This is a genomic window from Streptomyces sp. NBC_01520, assembly GCF_045040375.1.
Taxonomy (GTDB): Bacteria; Actinomycetota; Actinomycetes; order Streptomycetales; family Streptomycetaceae; genus Streptomyces.
This window is the reverse complement of record NZ_CP109404.1, coordinates 6,737,837-6,761,750: the sequence shown is the minus strand read 5'-3', so window position 1 is coordinate 6,761,750 and position 23,914 is coordinate 6,737,837. Positions and strand designations below refer to the sequence as shown.

The 23,914-nt window shown below is 71.8% G+C and carries 25 protein-coding genes and 1 pseudogene; 10 read left to right on the top strand and 16 right to left on the bottom strand.

Annotated elements, in window-relative coordinates; all coding sequences use genetic code 11:
• Positions 1–471: 471 nt before the first annotated feature.
• Both OG524_RS30505 and OG524_RS30500 read left to right on the top strand, forming a co-directional pair.
• Positions 472–582: pseudogene (locus OG524_RS30505) on the top strand (IS5/IS1182 family transposase); the annotation flags it as partial.
• 35 nt (positions 583–617) lie between these two features.
• The gene (locus OG524_RS30500) at positions 618–839 is read left to right on the top strand and encodes a hypothetical protein (RefSeq protein WP_405812048.1); all 222 of its coding nucleotides are present in this window, start codon (positions 618–620) and stop codon (positions 837–839) included.
• A 46-nt stretch (positions 840–885) separates the two neighbouring features.
• Here OG524_RS30500 and OG524_RS30495 read toward each other — a convergent pair whose 3' ends face one another.
• The 6 genes from OG524_RS30495 to OG524_RS30470 all read right to left on the bottom strand — a co-directional run bounded on the left by OG524_RS30495 (position 886) and on the right by OG524_RS30470 (position 6,864).
• Positions 886–1,395 carry a hypothetical protein gene (locus OG524_RS30495; RefSeq protein WP_405393046.1) on the bottom strand — a complete coding sequence of 170 codons (510 nt, stop codon included), beginning with the start codon at positions 1,393–1,395 and terminating at the stop codon, positions 886–888.
• Positions 1,396–1,645: 250 nt separating this feature from the next.
• On the bottom strand, positions 1,646–2,812 hold the full coding sequence (locus OG524_RS30490) for an ROK family glucokinase (RefSeq protein ID WP_405387490.1): 1,167 nt from the start codon (positions 2,810–2,812) through the stop codon (positions 1,646–1,648).
• Positions 2,813–2,943: 131 nt separating this feature from the next.
• Complete coding sequence (locus OG524_RS30485; protein ID WP_405387491.1) at positions 2,944–3,810, bottom strand: ATP-binding cassette domain-containing protein; 867 nt, start codon at positions 3,808–3,810, stop codon at positions 2,944–2,946.
• Positions 3,807–4,856 (bottom strand): ABC transporter permease, encoded by a 1,050-nt coding sequence (locus OG524_RS30480; protein WP_405387492.1) that lies wholly within the window; start codon positions 4,854–4,856, stop codon positions 3,807–3,809. Before OG524_RS30480 ends, OG524_RS30485 begins: the two co-directional genes overlap by 4 nt.
• The gene (locus OG524_RS30475) at positions 4,853–5,836 is read right to left on the bottom strand and encodes a substrate-binding domain-containing protein (RefSeq protein WP_405387493.1); all 984 of its coding nucleotides are present in this window, start codon (positions 5,834–5,836) and stop codon (positions 4,853–4,855) included. The genes OG524_RS30480 and OG524_RS30475 overlap by 4 nt, the downstream gene beginning before the upstream one ends.
• Before the next feature lie 308 nt (positions 5,837–6,144).
• Positions 6,145–6,864, bottom strand: a complete 720-nt coding sequence (locus OG524_RS30470) for a GntR family transcriptional regulator (RefSeq protein WP_405812519.1) — start codon at positions 6,862–6,864, stop codon at positions 6,145–6,147.
• Positions 6,865–7,000: 136 nt separating this feature from the next.
• Between OG524_RS30470 and OG524_RS30465 the strand changes: the two genes are divergently transcribed.
• On the top strand, positions 7,001–8,005 hold the full coding sequence (locus tag OG524_RS30465) for a Gfo/Idh/MocA family oxidoreductase (protein ID WP_405387495.1): 1,005 nt from the start codon (positions 7,001–7,003) through the stop codon (positions 8,003–8,005).
• Between the two features lie 6 nt (positions 8,006–8,011).
• On the opposite strand, the gene OG524_RS30460 is transcribed toward OG524_RS30465, so the two are convergent.
• Positions 8,012–9,208 (bottom strand): cytochrome P450, encoded by a 1,197-nt coding sequence (locus OG524_RS30460; protein ID WP_405387496.1) that lies wholly within the window; start codon positions 9,206–9,208, stop codon positions 8,012–8,014.
• A 242-nt stretch (positions 9,209–9,450) separates the two neighbouring features.
• Positions 9,451–10,626, bottom strand: coding sequence for a cytochrome P450 (locus OG524_RS30455; protein ID WP_405812047.1), 1,176 nt, complete (start codon positions 10,624–10,626; stop codon positions 9,451–9,453).
• A 350-nt stretch (positions 10,627–10,976) separates the two neighbouring features.
• On the opposite strand from OG524_RS30455, the gene OG524_RS30450 reads away from it, so the two are divergent.
• Complete coding sequence (locus OG524_RS30450; protein ID WP_405387498.1) at positions 10,977–11,180, top strand: hypothetical protein; 204 nt, start codon at positions 10,977–10,979, stop codon at positions 11,178–11,180.
• Here the strand turns inward: OG524_RS30450 and OG524_RS30445 are convergent.
• Positions 11,170–12,090: a DMT family transporter gene (locus tag OG524_RS30445; protein ID WP_405812046.1), complete on the bottom strand. Its 921-nt coding sequence runs from the start codon at positions 12,088–12,090 to the stop codon at positions 11,170–11,172. The two genes, OG524_RS30450 and OG524_RS30445, sit on opposite strands and share 11 nt — an antisense overlap.
• A gap of 220 nt (positions 12,091–12,310) precedes the next feature.
• Between OG524_RS30445 and OG524_RS30440 the strand changes: the two genes are divergently transcribed.
• The gene (locus OG524_RS30440) at positions 12,311–12,955 is read left to right on the top strand and encodes a TetR/AcrR family transcriptional regulator (protein ID WP_405387500.1); all 645 of its coding nucleotides are present in this window, start codon (positions 12,311–12,313) and stop codon (positions 12,953–12,955) included.
• Positions 12,956–13,032: 77 nt separating this feature from the next.
• Here OG524_RS30440 and OG524_RS30435 read toward each other — a convergent pair whose 3' ends face one another.
• Positions 13,033–13,656 carry a dihydrofolate reductase family protein gene (locus tag OG524_RS30435; RefSeq protein WP_405387501.1) on the bottom strand — a complete coding sequence of 208 codons (624 nt, stop codon included), beginning with the start codon at positions 13,654–13,656 and terminating at the stop codon, positions 13,033–13,035.
• 214 nt (positions 13,657–13,870) lie between these two features.
• Between OG524_RS30435 and OG524_RS30430 the strand changes: the two genes are divergently transcribed.
• Positions 13,871–14,626 (top strand): SDR family NAD(P)-dependent oxidoreductase, encoded by a 756-nt coding sequence (locus OG524_RS30430; protein WP_405812045.1) that lies wholly within the window; start codon positions 13,871–13,873, stop codon positions 14,624–14,626.
• Positions 14,627–14,698: 72 nt separating this feature from the next.
• The gene (locus OG524_RS30425) at positions 14,699–15,535 is read left to right on the top strand and encodes an aldo/keto reductase (protein WP_405812044.1); all 837 of its coding nucleotides are present in this window, start codon (positions 14,699–14,701) and stop codon (positions 15,533–15,535) included.
• Between the two features lie 43 nt (positions 15,536–15,578).
• On the opposite strand, the gene OG524_RS30420 is transcribed toward OG524_RS30425, so the two are convergent.
• From OG524_RS30420 to allB, 3 genes are all read right to left on the bottom strand, one after another.
• Positions 15,579–15,908 (bottom strand): putative quinol monooxygenase, encoded by a 330-nt coding sequence (locus OG524_RS30420; RefSeq protein WP_405387504.1) that lies wholly within the window; start codon positions 15,906–15,908, stop codon positions 15,579–15,581.
• A 121-nt stretch (positions 15,909–16,029) separates the two neighbouring features.
• Positions 16,030–17,145 carry an allantoicase gene (gene alc / locus OG524_RS30415; RefSeq protein ID WP_405387505.1) on the bottom strand — a complete coding sequence of 372 codons (1,116 nt, stop codon included), beginning with the start codon at positions 17,143–17,145 and terminating at the stop codon, positions 16,030–16,032.
• 3 nt (positions 17,146–17,148) lie between these two features.
• A complete protein-coding gene (gene allB, locus OG524_RS30410) occupies positions 17,149–18,516 on the bottom strand; it encodes an allantoinase AllB (RefSeq protein ID WP_405812043.1) in 1,368 nt (455 codons plus the stop codon).
• A 322-nt stretch (positions 18,517–18,838) separates the two neighbouring features.
• Here allB and OG524_RS30405 point away from each other — a divergent pair, with 322 nt between their 5' ends.
• Positions 18,839–19,642, top strand: a complete 804-nt coding sequence (locus OG524_RS30405; RefSeq protein WP_405387507.1) for an IclR family transcriptional regulator — start codon at positions 18,839–18,841, stop codon at positions 19,640–19,642.
• 57 nt (positions 19,643–19,699) lie between these two features.
• On the opposite strand, the gene OG524_RS30400 is transcribed toward OG524_RS30405, so the two are convergent.
• Both OG524_RS30400 and OG524_RS30395 read right to left on the bottom strand, forming a co-directional pair.
• Positions 19,700–20,383, bottom strand: coding sequence for an ABC transporter ATP-binding protein (locus OG524_RS30400; RefSeq protein WP_405387508.1), 684 nt, complete (start codon positions 20,381–20,383; stop codon positions 19,700–19,702).
• Entirely contained in the window at positions 20,380–21,465 is a 1,086-nt protein-coding gene (locus tag OG524_RS30395; RefSeq protein ID WP_405812042.1) for an ABC transporter permease, read from the bottom strand. Before OG524_RS30395 ends, OG524_RS30400 begins: the two co-directional genes overlap by 4 nt.
• Positions 21,466–21,575: 110 nt before the next feature.
• Between OG524_RS30395 and OG524_RS30390 the strand changes: the two genes are divergently transcribed.
• Together OG524_RS30390 and OG524_RS30385 are read left to right on the top strand one after the other, a co-directional pair.
• The gene (locus OG524_RS30390; protein ID WP_405812041.1) at positions 21,576–22,781 is read left to right on the top strand and encodes a sensor histidine kinase; all 1,206 of its coding nucleotides are present in this window, start codon (positions 21,576–21,578) and stop codon (positions 22,779–22,781) included.
• Complete coding sequence (locus OG524_RS30385; protein ID WP_405812040.1) at positions 22,778–23,410, top strand: response regulator; 633 nt, start codon at positions 22,778–22,780, stop codon at positions 23,408–23,410. Before OG524_RS30390 ends, OG524_RS30385 begins: the two co-directional genes overlap by 4 nt.
• 11 nt (positions 23,411–23,421) lie before the next feature.
• On the opposite strand, the gene OG524_RS30380 is transcribed toward OG524_RS30385, so the two are convergent.
• Positions 23,422–23,736: a DUF5955 family protein gene (locus OG524_RS30380; RefSeq protein WP_405387512.1), complete on the bottom strand. Its 315-nt coding sequence runs from the start codon at positions 23,734–23,736 to the stop codon at positions 23,422–23,424.
• Between the last annotated feature and the right edge of the window lie 178 nt (positions 23,737–23,914).

Sequence of the window (23,914 nt, the reverse complement as noted above, 5' to 3'; positions counted from 1 at the left end):
GCGTCTTCATGCGGTCCCGCACCGGAAGGCGACCGGTCCGGGCGACCGCAGGCCCAGATGGCGGGCGGCCCCCGTACCGGCGACGACGATCCCGCGGCTGCGAAAGGCGGCCGGCTCCCCGACCGACGAGGTGGCCGAAGAGCACGACAGGCCCGCCCGGTGTACGGGTGCCGCACGCCGGTCCCAGCGGCAGGCGCCGTGTCGGTGAGTTTGGATGCCCCGGGCTTGTCAGCAACGGGCCCCGCCCGCAGGGTCAGATGCTCGGCGGCCCACCGTCCTCGACCTGCCGAGGAGTCCTATGTACGTGCGCAGCCCTGCTTGAGTTGCCGGAAGTCCGCAGGCGGTGACGTTCTCGCCGATGTCACCCGCGGTGTTCCACCATCCTTCGAGGAGGTCGGCGAGGGCGCACAGAAGCTGCTGCCGGGGGCGGAGGAGGCTCGATAAGGAGGACGGGGTCTGGAGGGGGCTGGGAAAGCACTGGGGCGGTCTCGTGGTGGACCGGCAACGAAGATCCACCTGGCGGCCGACAGCAGCTGCCGCCCGCTGGCCTTCATCATCACCCCCGGCCAGGCTGGTGATGCCCGGCATTCCCGGAGGTGATGGCAGGGGGTCCGGGTGTGCCTCGATCGCCTACGCGGTCGCCGCGGCGGGGGTGGGCGGCACCGCGCCACCTCATCTCGGTCTGGCTGGTCGACGCCACCGGAAGCAATCCCGCTCCGGCCGCGTTCCTGACTCCGGTCGGCGTCTGCGGACTCGTGGCCGGCCTTGCCCTCCGGGACCTCTCCGCAGTCGACGAGGAGCCCTCCGCCCCCTCCTTGACCAGCGTGGTCGAGGGGTGACAGGCCGCACGGCGTCCACCGCACCCGGCCGCCCCGTCCGTTCCCCCTAGGGGGTCGCCGCGGACACCACGTAGACGACGGGGGCTGCCGGGTCGGTCATGTTGACGGTGATGTCCTGCGTGGGGCGCGGGTCCTTGTTGCGGTGGGTCGTTCCCGCCCAGTCGACGCCCGGTCCGAAGAACCATCCGGTGATCTTGGTGTCCCGGTCGCCGATGGTGACCTTGCCTGTCTCCAGCGCCGCACGGCCGGATCCCACTCCGCTCAGGAACCGGTCAAGGCCGGCGGAGGTCGTACGGAACTTCACGTACATCCTGCTGGCCTTCCAGTTGTTGGTCTCGTAGTACTGGACGCCTACGGCGTTGCCCGGGATCGGCAGTTCGAAGATCCGGCGCTGCATACCGGACGGCCAGTCCTCGCGCAGCCCCTGGGCCGCCGCCTCGGCCTCCTTGTCCTGGCCCGAGCGGCGGCTCTGTCCGGCGGAGATCACCAGGTAGCCGGCCGGAATGCCGATGAGCAGCACGATGATCGTCAGGGTGATCAGCCGTCGCCTGATCATCCGGCGGCGGTCCTGCGGCGGCGTCGCTCCGCCACCACCGGAGGAACCGCCGAAGCCGCCGGGACCCGAGGAACCCGACGACCCCGAAGAACCGGCGGAACCCGAAGAACCGTCGGAACCGGACGGGCCGGCGGAAGGGGGCTGGCCCGGCACGACGTGGTGCTCGGCTGCTGTCATGGTGGGTGATCCCTCGAAGCTGCGGTGCGGAGTGCTGATGGCCAGGATGCCGGGTGCCGCGGCGAGGCCGCGGTCAGTCGGTGGCCCGGGGGCTGCGCGTGTTGCGGATGGTGCTCGCGGCCTGGTCGTAGAACTGCGCGTAGCGCTCGTACCGCTCGACGCGCCGCCGGTTGGTCCGCCGGAATCTGCGGGCGACCAGGCGGGCCAGGTCTGCGGCGCCGACCATGCCTGCCTCCGGGCCGAGCTGGGCCTTCGCGATCCGGGCCTCCGGGCGGTAGCCGCGGCCGGTGAGGTGGCGCTTGAAGGCATCCCGGGCCGGGCCGATCAGCAGGTCGTCGGCCGCGCTCACCCCGCCGCCGATGACGAAGCAGGACGGGTCGAGGGCGGCGGCGAGGTTGGCGATGCCGACGCCGAGCCACTGGCCGATGTCCTGGAGGAGCTCGACACACATCGCGTCGCCCTCACGGGCCAGCTCGGTGATGAGCGGACCGGTGATGTCGGGGATGTTGCCCTTGACGCGCTCGATGATGCCGTGGGCCACCGGGGAGTCCGCCGCGGCCAGTTCCCTGGCCTCGCGCACCAGGGCGTTGCCCGAGCTGTACTGCTCCCAGCAGCCACGGTTCCCGCAGGGGCAGCGGTGTCCGCCGGGCACCACCTGCATGTGGCCGAACTCGCCGGCGACGCCGTACTTGCCGCGTTTGACATGCCCGTCCTCCAGGATCGCGCCGCCGATGCCGGTGCCCAGCGTGATCATGACGAGGTGGTCCTCGCCGCGGCCGGCGCCGAAGCGCCATTCCGCCCAGGCGGCCGTGTTGGCGTCGTTGTCGACCATGACGGGAACGACAAGACGGGAGGCGATGGCGTCCCGGAGGGGCTCGTCGCGCCAGGCCAGGTGCGGTGCGAAGAGCACCTTGGAGCGGTCCGCGTCGACCCAGCCCGCCGCGCCGATGCCGACGGCGTGCACGTCGTGCCGGTCGGAGAGGTCCAGGACCAGTTCGACGATGGTGTCCTCGACGACCTTGGGGCTCTTGGACTTGTCCGGCGTCTCCGTGCGCAGGGTCTCCAGGATGTTGCCGTCGGCGTCGACGACTCCGGCCATCACCTTCGTACCGCCGATGTCGATCCCGACGGTGGGGACCCGGGGCGCGGTGAGGTGTGAGCGCCGCTCCCTGGTCCCGACGGTCCGCAGAACGGTGGCGCGGGCGGAGCCGCGGTGTGTGAAGTCGCGGTACGTGCTCATCGTCCCTGCGCAGGTCGGGGGGCCGGCGGGTCACTCCTCCGGCGGCGAACGGTGCCCGCCGCCCCCGATTCTGCCATTGCCGGGCCCCCGGATCCGGTGGATGGCCCGGGGGCGGGGAACATCGGCGGTGGTTACGGGGTGCCGTCGTCGGCCGGGCGGCCGCCGAGGTGGTCCGGCGCGGGGGCCCGCTCCAGCTCGTGGCTGAGCTCCTCCAGCTCGCTGCCACCTGCCATTTGGCGGGTCAGCTCGTCCAGCGTGACGCTGTCCTTGGTGTGGCTGCCGGACATCGTGCCGCGCTTGAGCAGGATGAACCGGTCGCCCACGAGGTAGGCGTGGTGGGGGTTGTGCGTGATGAGAACCACGCCGAGCCCGGCGTCGCGGGCTGCCGCGACGTACTTGAGTACGACGCCGGACTGCTTGACGCCGAGTGCCGCGGTGGGCTCGTCCAGGACGAGGACCTTCGCACCGAAGTACACGGCGCGGGCGATCGCCACGCACTGGCGCTCACCGCCGGACAGGGTACCGATCGGCTGGTCGACGTCCCGCAGGTCGATTCCCATGCGCAGCAGTTCCGTGCGCGTCGTCTCGCGCATCAGCCGCACGTCGAGGCGCTTGAACGGGCCGGTGCCCTTCGTCGGCTCGGAACCGAGGAAGAAGTTGCGCCAGACCGGCATCAGCGGGACGACGGCCAGGTCCTGGTAGACGGTGGCGATGCCGCGGTCCAGGGCGTCGCGCGGGTTGGCGAGCGTGGTCTCCGCGCCCTCGATGAGGAAGGTCCCTGAGTCGTGCCGGTGGAGCCCCGCGATGATCTTGATGAGCGTTGACTTGCCCGCGCCGTTGTCCCCGAGGACACAGGAGATCTCCCCCGCGTGGACCTCCAGGGAGACGTCCTCCAGGGCCTTGATGTTGCCGTAGTACTTGCTGACGTGGTCGAGCTCGACGAGCGCCGGGCGGGCCGTGTCGGTGTCCCGGGGGGCCGGAGCCTGGGGGGCCGTCATTTCGTCGCCTCCGCGCGCTTGCGTACCCATGCGTTGAGCAGGGTGGCCAGGAGCAGCATCGCTCCCAGGAAGAACTTGAACCAGTCGGGGTTCCACTCCGCGTACACGATGCCCTTGCTGGTCATGCCGAAGATGATCGCGCCGACCGCGGAGCCGATCGCGGAGCCGTAGCCGCCGGTGATCAGGCAGCCGCCGATGACGGCCGCGATGATGTACGTCAGCTCGTTGCCGACGCCCTCGCCGGACTGCACCACGTCGTACGAGAACAGCAGGTGCTGGCCGGAGACCCAGGCGGCGAAGGCGACCCCGAGGTAGAGGCCGGTCTTCGTACGGATCACCGGTACACCGACGGCCCGCGCGGCGTCGGCCTCGCCGCCGACGGCGAAGATCCAGTTGCCGAAGCGGGTGCGGAGCAGGATCCAGGTGCAGACCGCTACGAGCGCCACCCACCACAGGATGGTGACCTTCAGCTCGACGCCGCCGACGGTGAGGTAGGAGGCGAAGACCTTGCGGGCAGACTCGAAGCCCTCCATGTCACCGATGGCCTTGGTCGACACGGTCCCGCTGATCAGCTTGGTGAAGCCGAGGTTGAGACCGGTCAGCATGAGGAACGTGCCGAGCGTGATGATGAAGCTGGGCAGTTTGGTGCGGGTCAGCATGAAGCCGTTGAACGCGCCGAAGCCCAGGGTGACCAGCAGCGACACGAAGACGCCGACCCAGACGTTCGCCGTCATCTGGTAGCTGAACATCGAGGAGACCAGCGCGGCGCTGGTCACCATCACACCGGCCGAGAGGTCGAACTCTCCGCCGATCATCAGGAGCGCCACCGGCGCGGCCATGATCCCGATGGTGGAGGCCGCGTAGAGCACCGTGCCGAAGCTGGACGACTGCAGGAAGCTGTCGGCGACGATCGTGAAGAAGAGGAAGACGGCCACGGCCCCGACGATCGAGCCGAGCTCGGGGCGGCCGAGCAGTCTGCGCAGCGGAGAGGTGCGCAGCAGCCGTTCGTCGGTTCCCGGTGCCACGGGCTGCCCGGTAGCCGTCATCGGGTTCCCCGCCTGGTGTACTCGGCGAGCTCGTCCGCGTCGTCCGCCGTGATGATCTGCGGGCCGGTCAGGACGGGCAGGCCGCCGCCGAGGACGTTCCGGTTGTAGCGGTAGAGCCAGAGCAGGTCGACGGCCTCGTAGCCCTGGAGGTAGGGCTGCTGGTCGACGGCGAAGCCGAGTGTCTTGTTCGAGAGGCTGGTGGCGACGCTCGCGTTGAGGTCGAAGGTGTCGATCTCGGCCTTGCTGCCCGCGGTCTTCTTCGCCTTCACGGCCGCTGCGGCGAACGGTGCCCCGAGGGTGACGACGGCGTCGATGCTCGGGTCGGCGTCGAGCTTCGCCTCGATGGAGGCCTGGACGTCGGGCATGTTGGTGCCGTCGACGTACAGGCTCTGCATGGTGCCGTCGAAGGTCTTCTTCGCTCCGGCGCAGCGCTGCTCGTGGCCGACGTTGCCCTGTTCGTGCAGGACGCACAGCGCCTTCTTGCGGCCCCGGTTGTCGAGCTCGTCGCCGACGGCCTCGCCGGCGATGGACTCGTCCTGTCCGATGTGGGTGAGCGCGCCGAAGCCCTTGGACTCGGCCGAGCCGGAGTTCACCGTGATCACGGGGATGCCGGCCTTGACCGCCTTGGCGACGACGGCCTTCATCGAGTCGGGCTTGGCCAGCGTGACGATCAGGCCGTCGACCTTCTTGTCGATCGCGGTCTGGACGAGCTCGGCCTGCTGCTGGCCCTCGTCGTTGTGCGAGTAGAGGAAGTTGATGTTGTCCTTGACGGCCGCCTGCTCGGCGCCCTCCTGGACGATGTCCCAGAAGGTGTCGCCGTCCCCCGAGTGGGTGACCATGGCGAACGTCCAGCGGGGTGTGTTCACCGCGGACCGGCCCTCGGCGGCCTCCTTGGCCGCGCGCTCTTCCGCCCGCTTGCCGCCGGTGCTGCTGCATCCCATGAGGGAGACCCCCAGCACAGCCGCCAGCACGGCGCCCATCGCACGTACCCCTGTCCGAACCCTTGCCACGACGCCGTGCCCTTCTTGAGCTGCTCACTGTGCTGCCTGGTGGAGCCGGGGGAGCGGACTCGCGGCCCGGCCGACCAAGTATCCCCGAGCCCGTCCCGGGACGGCCCGGCAGGGGCGTGACGGCGACTCGGTGGCCGTGCCCCTTCCGTCGCCCCGCCGCGGGATTGCGGCTGTGGGAGTTCTAGCGGCCTTACATGACCCCGTCAACACATGGTCCGTACATTCTTACGCGGGGACCGTACGGGGTCGGGCCCTCGGGACCGTACCGGGCGGGTCCCTCAGGGGCGTACCAGCAGCTGGAACTCGAAGGCGTACCGCGAGGCCCGGTAGACGTGGGAGCCGAATTCGACCGCCCGGCCGCCGTCGTCGAAGGTGGTCCGCTCCATCGTCAGCAGCGGGGCGCCTGCGGGCTCGGCGAGCAGTTCCCCCTCCTCGGCGGTGGCGGCCCGCGCGCCCACGGACTGGCGGGCGCTGTGCAGGGTGATGCCGGAGGAGCGCATCATCCGGTACAGCCCGGTCGACTCCAGCCGCTCGGTGCCGAGATCGAGCAGTTGCGGGGGCAGGTGGTTGCGGAGGAGGGCCATGGGCTCGTCGTAGGCGTAGCGCAGCCGTTCGACGAGGTGGACGTCGCTGCCCTCCGCGACCCCGAGTGCGGCGGCGATGTCGGCCGTCGCGGGCTCGACCGTGTTGCGCAGGACGCGGGTCGTGGGGCGTCGGCCGGCCGCCTCCAAATCGTCGTAGAGACTGCTCAGTTCGAGCGGCCGCTTGATGCGGCTGTGCACGACCTGGGTGCCGACCCCCCGGCGGCGCACCATCAGGCCCTTGTCGACGAGTGACTGGATGGCCTGCCGGACGGTGGGCCGGGACAGCCCGAGCCGCGCGGCGAGCTCCAGCTCGTTGCCCAGGAGACTGCCGGGTGCGAGGAGGCCCTGCTCGATGGCCGTCTCCAGCTGCCGGGCCAGCTGGTAGTAGAGCGGGACGGGACTGTTGCGGTCCACACCCAGCCCCAGGGCGGCGGAGTCGGCGGTGGGTTTGGGCACGGCACGGAGCGTACCCCGTCACCTCACTCCGGCACCCGCCGAATTGTCAGGACATACAGTTGACAGCGCAGCCGGTGGGCGGCACGTTGAGTCCATGCGCATCGGACTCATCGGCACCGGCCGGATCGGTTCCTTCCACGCGGGCGTCCTGGCACGCCATCCCGAGGTCGGCGCCCTGGTGGTGACGGATCCCGACGCGGCACGTGCCGCGCGGGTCGCGGAGCGGACCGGTGCCACCACCGCCGCGTCGGCGGCCGAGGTCCTCGCCTCCGGGGTGGACGCGGTCGTCATCGCCTCGGCCACCTCGGCGCACGCGGAGCTCATCGGCCGGGCGGCGCGGGCGGGTCTGCCGGCGTTCTGCGAGAAGCCGATCGCCCTGGACCTGCCGGGGACGCTGGGCGCACTGCGCGAGGTCGAGCGCGCGGGCAGCGTGCTCCAGCTCGGATTCATGCGCCGGTTCGACGCCGGGTACGCCGCGGCGCACGCCGCCGTGCGTAGCGGCTCCCTGGGCCGGCTGCACACCGTACGGGCGGTGACGTCCGACCCCGCTCCCCCGCCCGCGGCCTATCTCCCGCTCTCCGGCGGCCTGTTCAGGGACTGCCTGGTGCACGACTTCGACATCCTGCGCTGGGTGACGGGCCGTGAGGTGACGGAGGTGTACGCCACCGGGTCGGACGCCGGCCCCCCGGTCTTCCGCGCCGCGGGCGACGTGGACACGGCCGCCGCCCTGCTGACCCTGGACGACGGCACGCTCGCCACCGCCACGGCCACCCGGTGCAACGGGGCGGGCTACGACGTACGCATGGAGCTGGCGGGCGAGCGGGACCAGATCGCGGTCGGGCTCGACGACCGTACGCCGCTGACCTCGGCGGAACCCCAGGGTCCGCCCGCGCCGGCCAAGCCGTGGCCCGGGTTCCTGGAGCGGTTCGCCCCCGCGTACGAGGCGGAGCTGGACGCCTTCGTCGGTGTCGTTCGCGGCGAGGCGGCCAACCCGTGCGACGGCCGGGAGGCGCTGCACGCGCTGCGGATCGCCGAGGCCTGCGAGCTCTCGCGCGCGGAGCGCCGGCCCGTGCGGATGTCGGAGATCCCTGGCGTCTGACCTGCGCTACCAGGCGACCGGCAGCTGCTGAGGCCCCCGTATCAACATGCCCGTACGCCAGGGAAGGCCGGCCGGATCGGCGTCGAGCCGCAGCCCCGGGCAGCGTTCCAGCAGCGACCCGATGGCGATCCGGGCCTCGATGCGGGCCAGTGGGGCGCCCAGGCAGTAGTGGATGCCGTGGCCGAAGGCGACGTGCCCACGGGCGTCCCGGGTGATGTCGAAGCGCTCGGCGTCCGGGAAGCGGGCGGGGTCGCGGTTGCAGTCGGCCATGGCGATCAGCACGAGCTCGCCGCCCCCGGGGATCAACGTGCCCGCGATGTCGAGCGGTTCGGTGGTGAAGCGGTACGTCGGGGTCTCGATCGGCCCCTCGTAGCGGAGTGTCTCCTCCACCGCGTTGTCGATCAGGCCCGGGTCGGCGCGCAGCGCGGCGAGCTGGGCGGGGTGGGTCAGCAGGTTCAGGACACCGTTGGTGACGAGATTGACGGTGGTCTCGTGCCCCGCGACGAGCAGCAGCCAGGCCATGCCGATGAGTTCGTCGGGGCCGAGCCGGTCGCCGTCGTCGTCGGCCGTGTGGATCAGCGCGCTCATGAGGTCGCTTCCGGGGGCGGTGCGCTTCTCCTCCAGGAGCTCCTTCAGATATCCGCCCATGGCAGCCGTGGCCCGGGTGCGCGCCTCGGGGTCGACGGAGGACACGGCGGTGTTGGACCAGGCGCGGAAGGCCTGCCGGTCCAGGGTGGGCACACCCAGCAGTTCGCAGATGACGGCCATCGGGAGCGGGAACGACAGGGCCTCGACCAGGTCGGCTTCCCGGCCGGGCCCGGCGAGCAGGGTGTCGAGCAGTTCGTCCGTCATCTCCTGGATGCGCGGGGCGAGCTGCTCCATCCGCCGCAGGGTGAACTCCCGGCTCACAAGCTTCCGCAGCCGGGTGTGGTCGGGGGCGTCCGAGCCGAGCATCGACTTGCCCGCCGACACCTTGCTCACCCCGAGCGAGGGCGACGCCCGCTGCCAGTCCTTGGCCAGGCGCTGGTCGGCGAGGAGCGCGCGCCCCGCGTCGTATCCGACGACGAGCCAGGCGTCGGTACCCTCCGGGATCCGGACCCGGTGCACCGGCCCGCGGGCCCGGAGTTCCGCGTAGACGGGGTACGGGTCGCGGGTGAAGTCGTCTCCGAGTGCGGCGAGGTCGACGGTCGCTTCGGTGGTCAACGCGGTTCCCTTCGGTTCGGCTGTGCGGACGTGTCGACGTGCTGAGGTGTCCGGTCCGGCGTCCGGCGGGCGTCCGGCCCGGCGTCCGGCAGGCGTCAGGCCCCGCGTCCGGCAGGCGTCAGGCCCCGCGTCCAGCAGGCATCAGACCCCGCGTCCGGCAGGTGCTCCGGCTCCCCTCCCCCGCGAACGGGGAGTACGCGCCCGAGGGTTCGGCGACCGGACAGCGGTGGCGGTCCCCCGCCTCACCAGCGCACAGGCAAGGTGCGGACCCCCCGGATCAGCATCCCGGGCAGCCAGTCCGGCTGCCCGCCGTCCGGGTCCCGCACGAGTCCGGGGCAGCGGTCCAGCAGCGCCCGCACCGCGATCCGTCCCTCCATACGGGCCAGCGGCGCGCCCAGGCAGTAGTGCATGCCGTGCCCGAACGCAAGATGCCCCTGCGCCTCGCGCCGGATGTCGAAGGTGTCCGGGTCCGGATAGCGGCCGGGGTCGCGGTCCGCCGAGGCCAGGGCGACGAGGACCGGTTCGCCGGCCGGAATGATGTGGGAGCCGACCCGCACCGCTTCCCGGGTGAAGCGGAAGGTGGCGTTCTCGATCGGGCCGTCGTACCGGAGCATCTCCTCGACCGCCCCGGCGATCAGCTCAGGTTCGACCCGGAGCAGTGCGAGCTGTTCCGGGTGGTCGAGGAGCGCGCGTACGCCGTTGGATATCAGGTTCACGGTCGTCTCGTGACCCGCCACCAGGAGCAGGAAGGCCATGCCGACCAGTTCCTCGGACGACAGCCGGTCGCCGGCCTCGTCGCGCGCCTGGATCAGGGCGCTCATCAGGTCCTCGCCCGGCGCACAGCGCTTGTCCTCGATGAGTTCGTCGAGGTAGGCGCCCATGGCGTGGACCGCCTCGCTCTCCGTCTCGCGCGAGACAGGAGCGACGATGGCGTTGGAGAGCTGCCGGAACCTGTCCCGGTCCAGGTCGGGTACGCCGATCAGCTCGCAGATCACGGTCATCGGCAGCGGGAAGGCGAGGGCGTCGACAAGATCGGCGCTCCCGGCGGGCACCATCGCGTCGAGGAGTTCACCGGTGATCTGCTCGACGCGCGGGCGCAGCGCCTCGATACGCCGGGGGGTGAACTCACGGGAGACGAGCTTGCGCAGCCGGGCGTGCTCCGGTCCGTCCATCTCCAGCATGTTGGCGTTGATCGGGTTGCTCGACACCGCCCAGCTGTCGGACAGCCGCCAGTTCTTGCCGAACCGCTGGTCCGCGAGCGCCGCGCGGGCCTCCTCGTAACCGACGATCAGCCAGATCCGGTGGTCGAGCCCGTCGGTACGGATGGTGTGTACGGGGCCTTCGGCGCGCAGTTTCGCGTAGTAGGGATACGGATTCGCGGTGAAGTCCGGCACCTCACGCAGATCGACCACGGACATGGGTCCGCCCCCTCTCGGTCGGGTCCATCCAGCGTAGAACAACAGGGTTGTCCTGCCCCGGAGTCCGGGTACGCGGGCGGGTCGGGACGGTCCGGGGCGGGCAGGTGCGGTCCGGTCACGCGGGCGCGTCCCGTACTCTTCTCGCCCGTCCCGGCCCAGGAAGGCGCCCCTCGATGCGTTCCGCAGGACAACGCCCCCTGGAGAGAACCCCGTTCACCCGTGGCACCGTGCTGTCGCTCGACGCGGCCGTCGGAGGGGTGGACCGAAGTCACGAGGTCCGAGACTTTCGGCGGAGCCCCGCAGACCGTCGGCCGACGCGGGCCCGGGGCGGTGCCCGACAGGCTCGGGAGATGAAGAAGTTCGTGGAGACGGTCGGATTCATCGTGTTCGCCCAGGGTGCCGCCGGACTGCTGTACGAGTGGACGGGGTCGTTCCGGCTGTGGGCCTCGGTGGTGGAACTCGGCTTCCTGGACGACTACGGACTCTTCGTCAACATCGTGCCGGCCGTGACCGGCGCCGCGGAGATGATCTCGGCGGACGCGATCAGGACCTGACCTCCACGCTGCGGCGCCCCCACGCGGTGCCCGCCAGGACGAGGACCGCGCCCAGCGCCCCGAGGACACCGAGGCGCTCTCCCCCGACGGCGATGCCGACGGCGGCGGCCCAGAGGGGTTCCGTACCGAGCAGCAGGCTCACCCGGGACGGCGAGGTGCGGCGCACGGACCACATCTGCACGAAGAAGGCGAACAGCGTGCAGAGGACGGAGAGGAAGATCAGCCCCGCCCACTCGGCAGCGCCGAAGCCCGCCGCGGCCGTCCAGGGCGCCGGGCCAGTTCCGGGGACCGTGGCGAGCACGGCGAAGACCGCCACCGCGCTGCCGAGCTGCACGGTGGTCAGGGACAGCGAGTCCGCCTCCCTGACCGATTTCATGCGTGCCATGGCCAGGACGTGGACGGTGCGGGCGAGGGCGGCGAGCAGCATCAGCAGGTCGCCCGCCGAAGGGCTGGTGAAGCCGCCGCCCTGGGTCAGCAGCACCACACCGGCGACGGAGAGCCCGGCGGCGGCGAGGAAGGCGCGGGGCGGCCGGATCCGGGTCACGGCGGCCTCGGCGAGCGGGGTGAAGATCATCGTGAGGCTGATGATGAGCCCGGCGTTGGTCGCCGAGGTGTGGACGACGCCGTACGTCTCCAGCAGGAAGATCCCGCTGAGCACGAGCCCCAGCAGTCCCGCGCCCCGCCACTGCGCCCCGCTCAGCGACCGCAGCCTGCGCCACCCGGCCACGGCCAGGACGGGCAGCACGATCGCGAAGCGCAGCACGAGGACGGCGATCACGGTGTGCGTGGTGGTGATGCCCTTGGCCGCGAGATAGCTGGCGCCCCAGACGGCGGCGACGAGCAGGACGGGCAGATCGGTGACCCACGCGCGGCGGGTCGGCGCGAGAGCGGGCAGCGCGACAGAGGACACGTGGTTCTCCTGGTTCTCCACAGGAAACGATGTGGAGACCTCGCCGGCTCACACGGGGAGCGGTCACCGTACCGAACGGAAACCCCCTGCGGGAACCTCTGTCCGAGGGGCGGTCCGGCCGTCCGCTCCCAGGGGTTGTCCCGTGCGGAAGCGGTCTCGCGGCAGTGACGGTTTCTCCTAGAATATCGGTCTTGGACGCTCGGACACACGGAGTTGGCACATGGGTGGAGCGCGGCCGGACGGACGGGTCGAGCGGGGGAACCAGACCAGGCAGCTGGTCCTGGGGCGCGCGGTCCAGGTCGCCTCGACGGAGGGGCTGGAGGGCCTGTCGCTCGGCCGGCTCGCCACGGAGCTGAAGCTGAGCAAGAGCGGCGTCTTCGCACTCTTCGGCTCCAAGGAGGAGCTGCAGCTCGCCACCGTACGCGCCGCCGTGAGCGTCTTCGTCGAGCATGTGCTGACCCCGACGAGGGCCGTGGAGCCGGGGCTCGGCCGTGTCTGGCGGATGTGTGAGAGCTGGCTCTCGTACTCGCGGCAGAGGGTGTTCCGCGGCGGCTGCTTCTTCTACGCGACCATCGCGGAGTTCGACTCACGGGCGGGCAAGGTGCATGACGCGCTGGCGTCCACGCAGACCGGCTGGGTGACGTTCGTGGAGGAGACGATCGAGGGGGCCCGGGTGCGCGGGGAGCTCGCTCAGGACACGGACGTCTCCCAACTGGCCTTCGAACTCATCGCGTTCATGGAGCTGGCCAACGCCGAGTCCGTCCTGCACAACAACAACCCGGGTTACACCAAGGCGTCGCGGGCGATCCTGGGCCGGCTGCGGGCCGCCACGACGGCTGAGGCGCTGCTGCCCGCGGCGCCCTGACGAACTGCTGCTCGCGGCTCGAACGTCCGTCAGGGCCGCCTGCCGCGCTCACGCGTACTCACCTGTGGCCCCGGCGCTCACGCGTCCCCCGCGAACGTCCCGAAACGTGCGTGTCCGGCGGGCCGGTAGGTCTGGATGGCGATACCGCTCGCCGTGGTCCGCGCGTCGGTCAGCTCGAAGGCCGTCGGCAGGCCACCGTCCGGGAAGAGCCGCCGGCCGCGGCCCAGGAAGACGGGGTAGACCAGCAGGTGGTACTCGTCGATGACGTCGTACGGCATCAGCGACCGGGCGAGCGCGCCGCTGCCGTGGATCTGCAGCTCGCCCTCCTCCGTCCGCTCCTTCAGCCGGGCGACCTCGGCCGCCACGTCACCGGACACCACCGTGGTGTTCTCCCACCCGGGGTCCTTCAGCGTCGTGGAGACGACGTGTTTGGGCAGTGTGTTGAGCCGGGCGGCGATCCGGTCCTCGGGGTCGGTCACCCTGGGCCAGTAGGCCGAGAAGATGTCGTACGTACGCCGTCCGAGGAGGAAGGCGCCCGCCCGGTCGAAGGTCTCGTTCGCGTACGCCATCATGCCCTCGTCCGCGAAGGGCACCACCCAGCCCCCGCACTCGAAGCCCCCCGAAGGGTCCTCCTCGGGGCCGCCGGGAGCCTGCATGACGCCGTCGAGGGTCACGAACGTGGTGAGGGTCAGCTTCGCCATGGTCCCGCTCCTTCGCATCCCTGCCGGCGGGTGCCGGCAGTCCGTGTACCCCCACCTGTACAGACCCCACTTTCGGACGGAATTCGTCGGCGCGCCCGGTGGCGGGCCGCCTTCGGTGTCCGTTTCCCGCCGGTGCCGGCGGGCCCGGAGGACTTTCCTTGTCCTTGCCGCCGCCACACCGGCCCGGCGGCCTCCGGACGGACAGGAACACGCCATGACCAGTGACAACAGCACCACCAGCGGCAACAGGACCGCGCTCGTGACCGGCGGGAGCCGCGGCATCGGTGCGGCCGCCGCCCTCCGGCTCGCCCGCGACGGCGCCGATGTCGCCTTCACCTACGTCCGGGACAAGGAGGCCGCCGAAGCGGTGGTCCGCCGGATCGAGGGCTACGGCCGCCGCGCCGTCGCCCTGCGGTCCGACGCGGCCGACCCGGAGGCCGCCGCGGCGGCCGTGCACGAGGCGGCGGACACGCTGGGACGGCTCGACATCCTCGTCAACAACGCGGGCATCGGCGTCCTGGGCCCCATCACGGACCTCGCTCCGGCCGATGTGGACCGGGTGCTCGCCGTGAACGTACGCGCGGTGTTCCTGGCCTGCCGGGCCGCGGCCGGCCGGCTGGCCGACGGGGGCCGCATCATCTCGGTGGGCACGGCGCTGAGCAGGTACGCGGGCGGCCCCGGCGGCACCCTGTACGCGATGAGCAAGTCCGCCCTGGCCGGTCTCACCAAGCCGCTCGCCCGGGAGCTCGGGCCGCGCGGCATCACGGTGAATCTGATCCAGCCCGGCCCCGTCGACACCGACCTCAACCCGGCGGACGGCCCGTTCGCGGCCGGCCAGCGCTCGGCCACCGCACTGGACCGGTTCGGCACGACGGACGAAGTGGCCTCCCTGGTGGCCTACTTGGCGAGCGCGGAGGCGGCCTTCATCACCGGTACGGAGGTGGTGGTGGACGGCGGCCACGCCGCGTAGGGCACGCCACGCTGCCCCGTTCCGGCGCCCGGCCTACGCTGGCAGGGACGATACGGACACGAGAGGCACACCATGAGCCAGACCCCGCCCCCGGTACACGCGCTCAACGACGGCGGCACCCTCCCCGCGGTGGGCCTCGGCACCTGGCCCCTCGACGACGAGGCGGCCGAACAGGCCGTCGCCGGGGCGCTGGGTCTGGGCTACCGGCTCGTGGACACCGCGCTGAACTACCGCAACGAGACCGGCACGGGGCGCGGCATCGCCCGCGGCGGCGTCCCGCGCGAGGACCTCTTCGTCACCACCAAGGTGCCCGGCCGGCATCAGGGGTACGAGGAGACGCTGGCCTCGTTCGAGGAGTCCCGGCGCAATCTGGGGCTGGAGTACGTCGACCTCTACCTCATCCACTGGCCGCTGCCGCGGGTGGGCAAGTACGTGGACACCTGGAAGGCGATGCTCAAGCTCCGCGCGGACGGACTCGTACGTTCCGTCGGCGTCTCCAACTTCACGCCGGCCCATCTGGACCGGCTGGAGCAGGAGACGGGTGTGGTGCCCGCCGTGAACCAGATCGAGATGCACCCGCTGCTCCCCCAGGCGGAGTTGCGTGCGGTGCACGCCGCCAGGGGCATCCGCACGGAGAGCTGGAGCCCGCTGGCCCGCGGGCGCCAGGTGCTGGAGGACCCGGCGGTGACGGCCGCCGCCGAGGCGCACGGGGTAACCCCGGGCCAGGTGGTGCTGCGGTGGCACACCCAGCTGGGCGCGGTGCCGATCCCGAAGTCCGCCGATCCCGGACGCCAGCGGGAGAACCTGGACCTGTTCGGGTTCGAGCTGACGCCGGAGGAGCTGGAGCGGATCGGATCCCGGCCGTCGCACCGCTTCGGCGGCGACCCCGGGACGCACGAGGAGTTCTGACCGGCGGCGGGGCGGCGCCCGGCCACCCCGTGCGGTCCCGGCTCTACCGGTTGCGCGGGGTGACCTCCGCCATCCGGGACCAGTCGTCGCCCGGTACGTCGACGTTGATGATCTCCGGGACCTCGGCGACGAGCTCGGACATGGTCTCGATCGCCGCCTTGAAGTGGTCGGAGTTCACGTGCGCCACGCCCGCGTCCTGCGAGGCGAAGCCTTCGAGCAGGACGAACTGGTCGGGGTTCTCGACGCTGTACGACCACTCGAAGAAGAGGTTGCCCGGTTCCTGACGGGTGGCCAGGGTGAACGCGTCCACGGCCGGGAGCCAGTTGTCGCGCTCGGCGGTGCGGACGGTGAACTTGACGGCGATGAAGATCATGGCAGCTCCTGGTCGGGGGTGGTGCACTCCGTATCGGGCAGCGACCAGGTTCCCATATGCCCACAGGGCGGACACGCCCGGCACACCCGTGTGCCGCCGGACGCGCCCGCCCCGGGGGTCGTTATCCGCCGAGCTCCTGGTGACGGGCCGCCAGTCGTGCCGCGCCGTCCTCGGTCGGAGAGCCGAAGAGCCGCAGCCGTGAGATCCCGCCGTCCGGGAAGATGTCCATCCGGACGCGCGTGCCCCGCACGGGCTCCGGCAGGACGAAGCGGTGGTTGGTGTCGGGCTGCAGCCGGGTGCGGGGCAGGATCTCGGTCCACTCCTCGCCCTCCCCGTCGCTCACCGACAGCGTCGCCCAACCGGCCGCGTTGCCCTTGAGGTAGGCGGTGTCGATCTCGACCGCCCGGATCTCCGACTGTGCGGCCAGCCGGTAGCGGATCCAGTCGTTGCCCTTGTCCCGTCGGCGGCGGGTCTCCCAGCCGTCGTCCATCTTGTGCGAGCGGCCGGGCGCGATGGTGTTCGTGGCCGGGGAGTAGAAGCGGTCGGACGCGTCCTCGACCTGCCCGCCGTTCTCCAGGGCCACGAGGTCGAACGTACCCAGCGCGGTGAGCCATGCCGGGTCGGGGGCCACCTCGCCGTACACCCGCAGCCGGGCTATGCCGCCGTCCGGGTGCTGGTTGACCCGGAGGTGGGTGAAGCGCTGCTCGGCGTCGACCACGAAGCCGTTGGCCGCGTGGCCGCCGACGGCCGTGCGGGGCACGAGGGTCGTCCACTTCACGGCGGGCGCGAGAAGGTCCTCGGGGGACGGCGATCCGGGCAGGGAGGTCGCCTCGACGGACACGGACTGCGGGTAGTTGCCGCGGAAGTGGGCGGTGTCGACGACCAGGCCGCGGATGACTCCGGGTGCGCCCAGGCGTACGAGGGCCCAGTCGTGGTCCTCGTCGGTGGGGTGGGGTTCGGAGGCTCCCGTACCGCGTCGGCGGCGGGTCTCCCAGCCGTCCATGATCTTGCCCTTGTGGCCGAAGCGCTCCGGGTCGAACGCGGCGGGCTCCGGCTTCAGCAGGTTCTCGCGTTCGGCGAAGAACTCGTCGTTGGCGGCGATGACACCCGCGCCGAGCCGCCGGTCGGCAAGGTCGACGAGCGAGGTGAACGGGAAGTCGGCGGTGCGGTGGTCGGCGTACGGGTCGCCGCCCCCGTACGGGCTCGCGTCGCCGGTGAAGTGCCGTGTCGGCGTCATGGGTCAGTGGTTCCTTTCGAGGAGGCGGCCGGTGGGTCCGGTGAGCACACCGTCGGCCGCGATCCGCTGTCCGCGCAGCCAGGTGGACCTGACGACGCCGTGCAGCGTCCGGCCCGCGTAGGCGGTCACCTGGTTGCGGTGGAAGAGCTCGGCCGGATCGACGGTGAAGGTCGCGTCGGGGTCGAGGACCGCGAAGTCGGCGTCGCGTCCGGCCTCGACGGCGCCCTTGCGGGTGAGTCCGGCGAGTGCGGCGGGGGCGGCGGACATCCAGCGGGCGATGTCGTCGAGGGTGTGGCCGCGTCGGCGTGCCTCGGTCCAGATGGCGGGCAGGCCGAGTTGCAGGGAGGAGATGCCGCCCCAGGCGGAGGCGAAGTCCGGGGTCTTCAGGTCGGTGGTGCAGGGCGAGTGGTCGGAGACGATGCAGTCGATCGTGCCGTCGGCCAGCCCGGCCCAGAGCGCGTCCTGGTTGGCCGCCTCCCGGATGGGCGGGCAGCACTTGAACTCCGTGGCGCCGTCGGGGACTTCCTCGGCGGTGAGGGTGAGGAAGTGCGGGCAGGACTCGACGGTGACCTGTACGCCCTCGCGTCTGGCCTCCGCGATCAGCGGCAGGGCGTCGGCGGAGGAGAGGTGCAGGACGTGGACGCGGGCGTTCAGCCGTCGCGCGTGGGCGATGAGCCCTTCGATCGCGGTGTTCTCGGCGTCGCGCGGCCGGGAGGCCAGGAAGTCGGCGTACGCGGGTCCGCCGCGCTGCGGGGCGGACTCCAGGTGGCGGGGGTCCTCGGCGTGCACGATGAGGAGTCCGCCGAAGCCGGCGATCTCGGCCATGGAGCGGGCCAGTTGCTCCTGGTCCAGCTCGGGGAACTCCTCGACGCCGGAGGGCGAGAGGAAGCACTTGAAGCCGAACACCCCGGCCTCGTACAGCGGACGGAGGTCCTTCGTGTTGGACGGGATCGCACCGCCCCAGAAACCGGTGTCGATGTGGGCCCCGGACGCGGCCACCCGCTGCTTGGTGCGCAGGTGTTCGACGGTGGTGGTCGGCGGGAGCGAGTTGAGCGGCATGTCGAGGAGCGTCGTGATGCCGCCCGCGGCGGCGGCCCGGGTGGCGGTCCAGAAACCCTCCCACTCGGTGCGGCCGGGGTCGTTCACATGGACGTGCGTGTCGACGAGGCCGGGCAGCAGCACGTCGTCGCCGAGGTCCTCCGGGCGGGCGTCCGCGGGCACCTCGGCGTCGTACGGGAGAACGGCCTCGATCACCCCGCCGGCCACGGCGACCGTCGCGGCTCGGGTCCCCTCCGGGGTCACGACGCGTGTGGAGCGCAGCACCAGCCTCACGTCCGCCTCCCTTTCCGCTTTCGCATCCGCACCGGGCACCCGTGCTCCTCCCTCAGAATTCAACGAACTGTTGAAGGAGTCTTCACTCGGGGACACGGCCCGTCAAGACCCCACCTTCCTCCCGGGACGCCCCGGGGACCACTCGCACCCCACGGCAGAGATTTCCGCGAAGCAAAAGTTCAATTTCGACATACGGAACGTAGACTGGGCCAGGAGCGGCACCACCGAGCCTGCGGCCCGGCCGCCGGCAACGGGACAGAACGGGTCCTGACCGGCAAGGACGCCGCACCGGGAGCAGTGGGCCGATCGGGAACAGCCCGGTAGGCTGCTGCCTTGCCCCTGCCTCGAAAGGACCGTTGACGTGCCGCCGTCCCACGCCAGCACTTCCGACTCCAAGCCCGCCGGTTCCAGCGGCGGGGTGCAGTCCCTCGAACGCGCCTTCGATCTGCTGGAGCGTATGGCGGATGCCGGGGGCGAGGTCGGGCTCAGCGAGCTCTCCGCGAGCAGCGGACTGCCGCTGCCGACCATCCACCGGCTGATGCGCACTCTGGTGGTGTGCGGATACGTGCGCCAGCAGCCCAACCGGCGTTACGCCCTGGGCCCGCGCCTGATCCGGCTCGGTGAGTCGGCGTCCCGGCTGCTGGGGACCTGGGCTCGGCCGTACCTCCAGCGTCTGGTCGAGGAGACCGGCGAGACGGCGAACATGGCGCTGCTGGACGGGGACGAGATCGTGTACGTCGCCCAGGTGCCGTCGAAGCACTCGATGCGGATGTTCACCGAGGTGGGCCGCCGGGTGCTGCCGCACTCCACGGGTGTGGGCAAGGCCCTCCTCGCCAACACTCCGGCGGACGAGGTCCGGGCGCTGCTGGCCCGTACGGGCATGCCCGCGGCCACCGAGAAGACGATCACCACCCCGGACGGCTTCCTGGACGCGCTGGAGCAGGTACGCAGGGCGGGCTACGCGGTGGACGACAACGAGCAGGAGATCGGGGTGCGCTGCCTCGCCGTGTCGGTGCCCAACTCCCCCACCTCTGCGGCCATTTCCATCTCCGGTCCGGCGGGGCGGGTGACGGAGGCGGCGACGGAGCGGATCGTCCCGATCCTGCAGCAGACCGCGAAGGAGCTCTCCGAGGCGCTGGCCAGCAGCGGTGGCTCACCGGGCTGACCCCTCTCGGACCACGGGCCGGCCCTCTCGGACCCTATGAGGGGCCGGCCCTTCGGGTCAGGCCGAGAGGGCCGGTGCGGTCAGCCGGCCGTCCTCCATCGTCACCGTCGCGTCCACCCGGTCCAGATGCGCCCGGTCGTGGGTGACCAGGACCGTGGCCGTCGACCGTTCGCGGGTCAGCCCCGCCAGCAGGTCCAGGACCGCGGCGCCCCGCTCGTGGTCGAGCGCGCTGGTCGGTTCGTCGACGAGCAGCACAGCGGGCTCGTTCATGAGGGCCCGCGCGATGTTGATCCGCTGACGCTGGCCGCCCGACAACTGGTGCGGCCTGCGGTCCGCCTTGTCGGCCAGGCCGACCGCGTCCAGGAGTTCCAGTGCCCGGACCCGCACGGCCCGTACCGGCCGGCCGGACAGATGTGCCATCACCTGCACCTGCTCCGCGGCGGTCAGTGAAGGCAGCAGGTTCGGCTGCTGGAAGACGATGCCGATGCGATCCCGGCGCAGGACCGCCTTCTCCGCGCGGCCGAGTCCCGCGGTGTCCGTGCCCGCCACGACGACCCGCCCGTGGTCCGGGGTGACGAGCGTGGCCGCGACCGCGAGCAGGCTGGACTTGCCGGAACCGGACGGGCCGACGACCGCGGTGAGCGTGCCCGCCGGGACGTCCAGACAGACGCGGTCGAGGGCGGTGAGCCGGGTGTCGCCGTCGGGGTAGGTGAGGGTGACGTCGGTGAGGGTGAGGGTCATCGGGCACTCCCGAGTGCGGTGAGCGGGTCGACGGCGGTGATCCGCCGGATGGACAGGGCGGCCCCGAGCGCACCGAGGGCGATCATGACGCCGGCCGGTACGAGGACGGTCGACGCGTCGAGGACGAACGGCACGGCGCCGGCCCCTCCCCCGACGAGCGCGCCGATGCCCGTGGCCAGCGCGGTCCCCAGGCCCGTACCGGCGGCGAGCATCACGACGGCCTGTCCGAGCGCGTCCCGCAGCAGGTACGGGGTGGAGGCGCCCAGTGCCTTGAGCACGGCGACGTCGCCGCTGCGCTGGATGGTCCAGACGGTGAAGAAGGCGCCGATGACGAGTGCGGAGATGGCGAAGAGGAAGCCCCGCATCAGATGGAGCGAGCCGTTCTCGGCCTGGTAGGAGCCGATCGCGGTGAGGGAGTCGTCCAGGGTCAGGGTGTGGGTGCCCGCCGCCTCGTCACCGGCCGCGAGATCGGCACCGTCCGTCGTCAGCGCGATCACGGTGGCCCGCTCCCCGGTGCCGTCGTCACGGCCGAGGCCCTGCCAGTCGTCGAGCGAGATCCACACCACCGGGGTGTGGCTGTACGAGGCGTCGCCCCGGACGGAGCCGACGGTCATCTCGGTCCCGCCCAGCCGGACGGTGTCTCCGGCCCCGGCACCGAGGTCGTCGGCTGCCTGCCGGGAGAGCACCACCCGGCCCGGTGCCACCGGCCCGGGCGCGAGCCCTCCGTCCGGCCGGACGCCGAACGCCGAGACCGCGGCCGTACGGGCCCCGTCTCCGGTCGCGGCGTCCACCGTCCGGATACCGAGGGGCTCGGCGGCCGTGACCCCGGGCCGGGCGGCCCAGCCGCGCCAGGCGGTCTCCTCCACGACGGAATCGGTGAACGACACCGACCGGCCGGCCGACGGGGCCGCGAACGCGAGGCGGTCGGCGTCCAGCCCCGTGACGGCCGAGGTGTTCTCCCTGGCCAGTCCGGCCGTCAGGCCGGACAACAGCCCCACGAGCAGCGTGATCAGCACCACGACCGTGCCCATGAGCGCGAACCGGCCCCTGGCGAACCTCAGGTCTCTCCATGCAACGAACATGACTCCAGGCTCGGTCCCGGGACCCGCGCGGACATCGCGCGCCGGACGGGGGAGACATCAACCTTTCGGTTGACCGGCCGCGCGCCTCGCGGCTCTACGCTGGAACGACCATGGATTCGCGTTCGCACACCCCCGTCACCACCGCGCTGCGGTTCTGTCTGCACGCGCTGCTGGTGGGGCTGCTCGCGCTCTCCGCGACCCGCGCGAGGGACGACACCGCGGTGGTCGTCCTGGCGGGGGTCATGGCCGCGCTGTACGGGGCGGGCGCGCTGGCCCCCGTCGTACAGCCGCACACCAGTGCCGCCGCCGTCTGGCTCGCCGCGCTGGGCGCGGTCTGGCTGGCCCTGCTCGCCCTGTCGCCCGACGCCCTCTGGGTGGCGTTCCCGCTCTACTTCCTCCAGCTGCACCTGCTTCCGACGCGCTGGGGGCTGCCCGCCGTGGTGGTCACCGCGGGCGCCGCCATCACCAGCTTCGTGCTGCACGGCCAGGAGATCAGTCCGGGTACGTTCATCGGTCCGCTGCTTGGTGCGGCGGTGGCCGTCGCGACCGTACTCGGGTACGACGCGCTGTTCCGGGAGAGCGAGCGGCGCCGCGAGCTCATCGACGAGCTGGTCTCCACCCGGGCCGAGCTCGCCGAGGCGGAACGAGCCGCCGGCACGCTGGCCGAGCGGGAGCGGCTGGCCCGCGAGATCCACGACACCCTCGCCCAGGGTCTGTCCAGCATCCAGCTCCTGCTGCGGGCCGCCGAGCACACGCTCCCGGAGGACGCGCCGGCCACCGCCCATGTGCGCAGGGCCCGTGAGGCCGCCCAGGACAATCTGGCCGAGGCCCGCCGCTTCGTCCGGGCGCTCAGTCCACCGGATCTGGAGCACGGGTCGCTGGCGGCGGCCCTGTCCCGGCTGTCGTCGCGCACCTCGACGCCTGATCTCACCGTGCAGTTCGCGGTCAGCGGTACGCCGGTGGAGCTGCCGACGCCGTACGAGGTGGCGTTGCTCCGTACCGCGCAGTCGGCGCTTGCCAACACGGTGCGGCACTCGGGGGCGCGGCGGGCGGAGATCACCCTCAGCTTCATGGAGACGTCGGTGTCCCTGGACGTCGTGGACGACGGGTGCGGCTTCGACCCGGAGGCCGCGCACGGGATGCGGCGGAGCTCGGGGAGCGGGGGGTTCGGCCTGCCCGCGATGCGCTCCCGGGCCCGCTCGCTGGGCGGCACGCTGAGCGTGGAGTCGGCGCCGCACCAGGGCACGGCGCTGGCGCTCACCCTGCCGCTTCCGGTCGCCCTGCCGCTTTCCGACGGAGAGGACACCGCCGCATGACCGGCCCGATCAGGCTGCTGCTCGCCGATGACCACCCGGTGGTCCGGGCGGGCCTGCGCGCCGTCCTCGACACCGAACAGGACTTCGAGGTCGTCGCCGAGGCGGCCACCGCCGAGCGGGCCGTCGCCCTCGCCGCGACCGGCGCCTTCGACGTCGTCCTGATGGACCTGCAGTTCGGCCCGGGGATGCACGGCACGGAGGCCACCGCCGCGATCACGGCGGCGGCGGACGCGCCTCGGGTGCTGATCCTCACCACGTACGAGTCGGACGCGGACATCCTGGCGGCCGTCGAGGCGGGGGCGGGTGGCTATCTGCTCAAGGACGCTCCCCCGGAGGAGCTGGCCGCGGCGGTGCGCACGGCGGCGGCCGGCCGCTCGGCTCTGGCACCGGCGGTCGCACACCGGTTGATGGACCGGATGCGCACCCCCGCCCAGGCCCTCACCAGACGCGAGCTGGAGGTCCTCCAGCTGGTCGGCGAGGGCCTGTCGAACCAGCAGATCAGCAAGCGGCTGTTCCTGAGCCAGGCGACGGTGAAGTCCCATCTGGTGCACATCTACGCCAAGCTGGGCGTCGACTCACGCACCTCGGCGGTCGCGGCGGCGACCGCACGCCGGCTGATCCGCCGCTGAACCTCACGGCCTCACGGGTGGCGCGGCGGCTCCCCGAAGAGGTCCACGGCGATCCGTACGTCCCGCAGGCCGGGCGCCAGTGCGCTGACCGAGCCGATCGCCCCCGCGACCAGCAGCAGCGAACGGCGGAGCCGGGGAATCTCGGGCGTGCCGCTGACCGCCATGGCGTCCAGCGCCGCCAGCTCTTCCTCGGCGATGCCCCGGTCCGGGAACTCGGAGGGGTGGCCGGCCAGCTCCCGGCGGAGCCGGGAGACCGCCGTACGCAGCTCCGTCACCCTCAAGTCCTCATCACTGCGCAACCGCTTCTGCCCCACACTTCGCAACAAAGCACTCCCCCTCGCACCACCGCGTGCCGGCCTGTTCATCGGTCCCGGGTGGCGGTCAAGTGCCCGGGGATGTCCGCAAGTTAACGCCATGAAAGGCGGCGCGCGCCACCGCGCGGACACAAAAGAGTACCCGTGGGAGTGACATCCTTTTCGCCCGTGCGAACGGGGCGGTGGTATC

Excerpts from the sequence above, each read along its gene's own strand:
- OG524_RS30495 (WP_405393046.1), bottom strand. The coding sequence starts at position 1,395 with ATGATCAGGCGACGGCTGATCACCCTGACGATCATCGTGCTGCTCATC.
- OG524_RS30490 (WP_405387490.1), bottom strand. The coding sequence starts at position 2,812 with ATGAGCACGTACCGCGACTTCACACACCGCGGCTCCGCCCGCGCCACC.
- OG524_RS30485 (WP_405387491.1), bottom strand. The coding sequence starts at position 3,810 with ATGACGGCCCCCCAGGCTCCGGCCCCCCGGGACACCGACACGGCCCGC.
- OG524_RS30480 (WP_405387492.1), bottom strand. The coding sequence starts at position 4,856 with ATGACGGCTACCGGGCAGCCCGTGGCACCGGGAACCGACGAACGGCTG.
- OG524_RS30475 (WP_405387493.1), bottom strand. The coding sequence starts at position 5,836 with ATGGGCGCCGTGCTGGCGGCTGTGCTGGGGGTCTCCCTCATGGGATGC.
- OG524_RS30465 (WP_405387495.1), top strand. The coding sequence starts at position 7,001 with ATGCGCATCGGACTCATCGGCACCGGCCGGATCGGTTCCTTCCACGCG.
- OG524_RS30455 (WP_405812047.1), bottom strand. The coding sequence starts at position 10,626 with ATGTCCGTGGTCGATCTGCGTGAGGTGCCGGACTTCACCGCGAATCCG.
- OG524_RS30450 (WP_405387498.1), top strand. The coding sequence starts at position 10,977 with ATGAAGAAGTTCGTGGAGACGGTCGGATTCATCGTGTTCGCCCAGGGT.
- OG524_RS30440 (WP_405387500.1), top strand. The coding sequence starts at position 12,311 with ATGGGTGGAGCGCGGCCGGACGGACGGGTCGAGCGGGGGAACCAGACC.
- OG524_RS30435 (WP_405387501.1), bottom strand. The coding sequence starts at position 13,656 with ATGGCGAAGCTGACCCTCACCACGTTCGTGACCCTCGACGGCGTCATG.
- OG524_RS30430 (WP_405812045.1), top strand. The coding sequence starts at position 13,871 with ATGACCAGTGACAACAGCACCACCAGCGGCAACAGGACCGCGCTCGTG.
- OG524_RS30425 (WP_405812044.1), top strand. The coding sequence starts at position 14,699 with ATGAGCCAGACCCCGCCCCCGGTACACGCGCTCAACGACGGCGGCACC.
- OG524_RS30420 (WP_405387504.1), bottom strand. The coding sequence starts at position 15,908 with ATGATCTTCATCGCCGTCAAGTTCACCGTCCGCACCGCCGAGCGCGAC.
- alc (WP_405387505.1), bottom strand. The coding sequence starts at position 17,145 with ATGACGCCGACACGGCACTTCACCGGCGACGCGAGCCCGTACGGGGGC.
- OG524_RS30400 (WP_405387508.1), bottom strand. The coding sequence starts at position 20,383 with ATGACCCTCACCCTCACCGACGTCACCCTCACCTACCCCGACGGCGAC.
- OG524_RS30395 (WP_405812042.1), bottom strand. The coding sequence starts at position 21,465 with ATGTTCGTTGCATGGAGAGACCTGAGGTTCGCCAGGGGCCGGTTCGCG.
- OG524_RS30390 (WP_405812041.1), top strand. The coding sequence starts at position 21,576 with ATGGATTCGCGTTCGCACACCCCCGTCACCACCGCGCTGCGGTTCTGT.
- OG524_RS30385 (WP_405812040.1), top strand. The coding sequence starts at position 22,778 with ATGACCGGCCCGATCAGGCTGCTGCTCGCCGATGACCACCCGGTGGTC.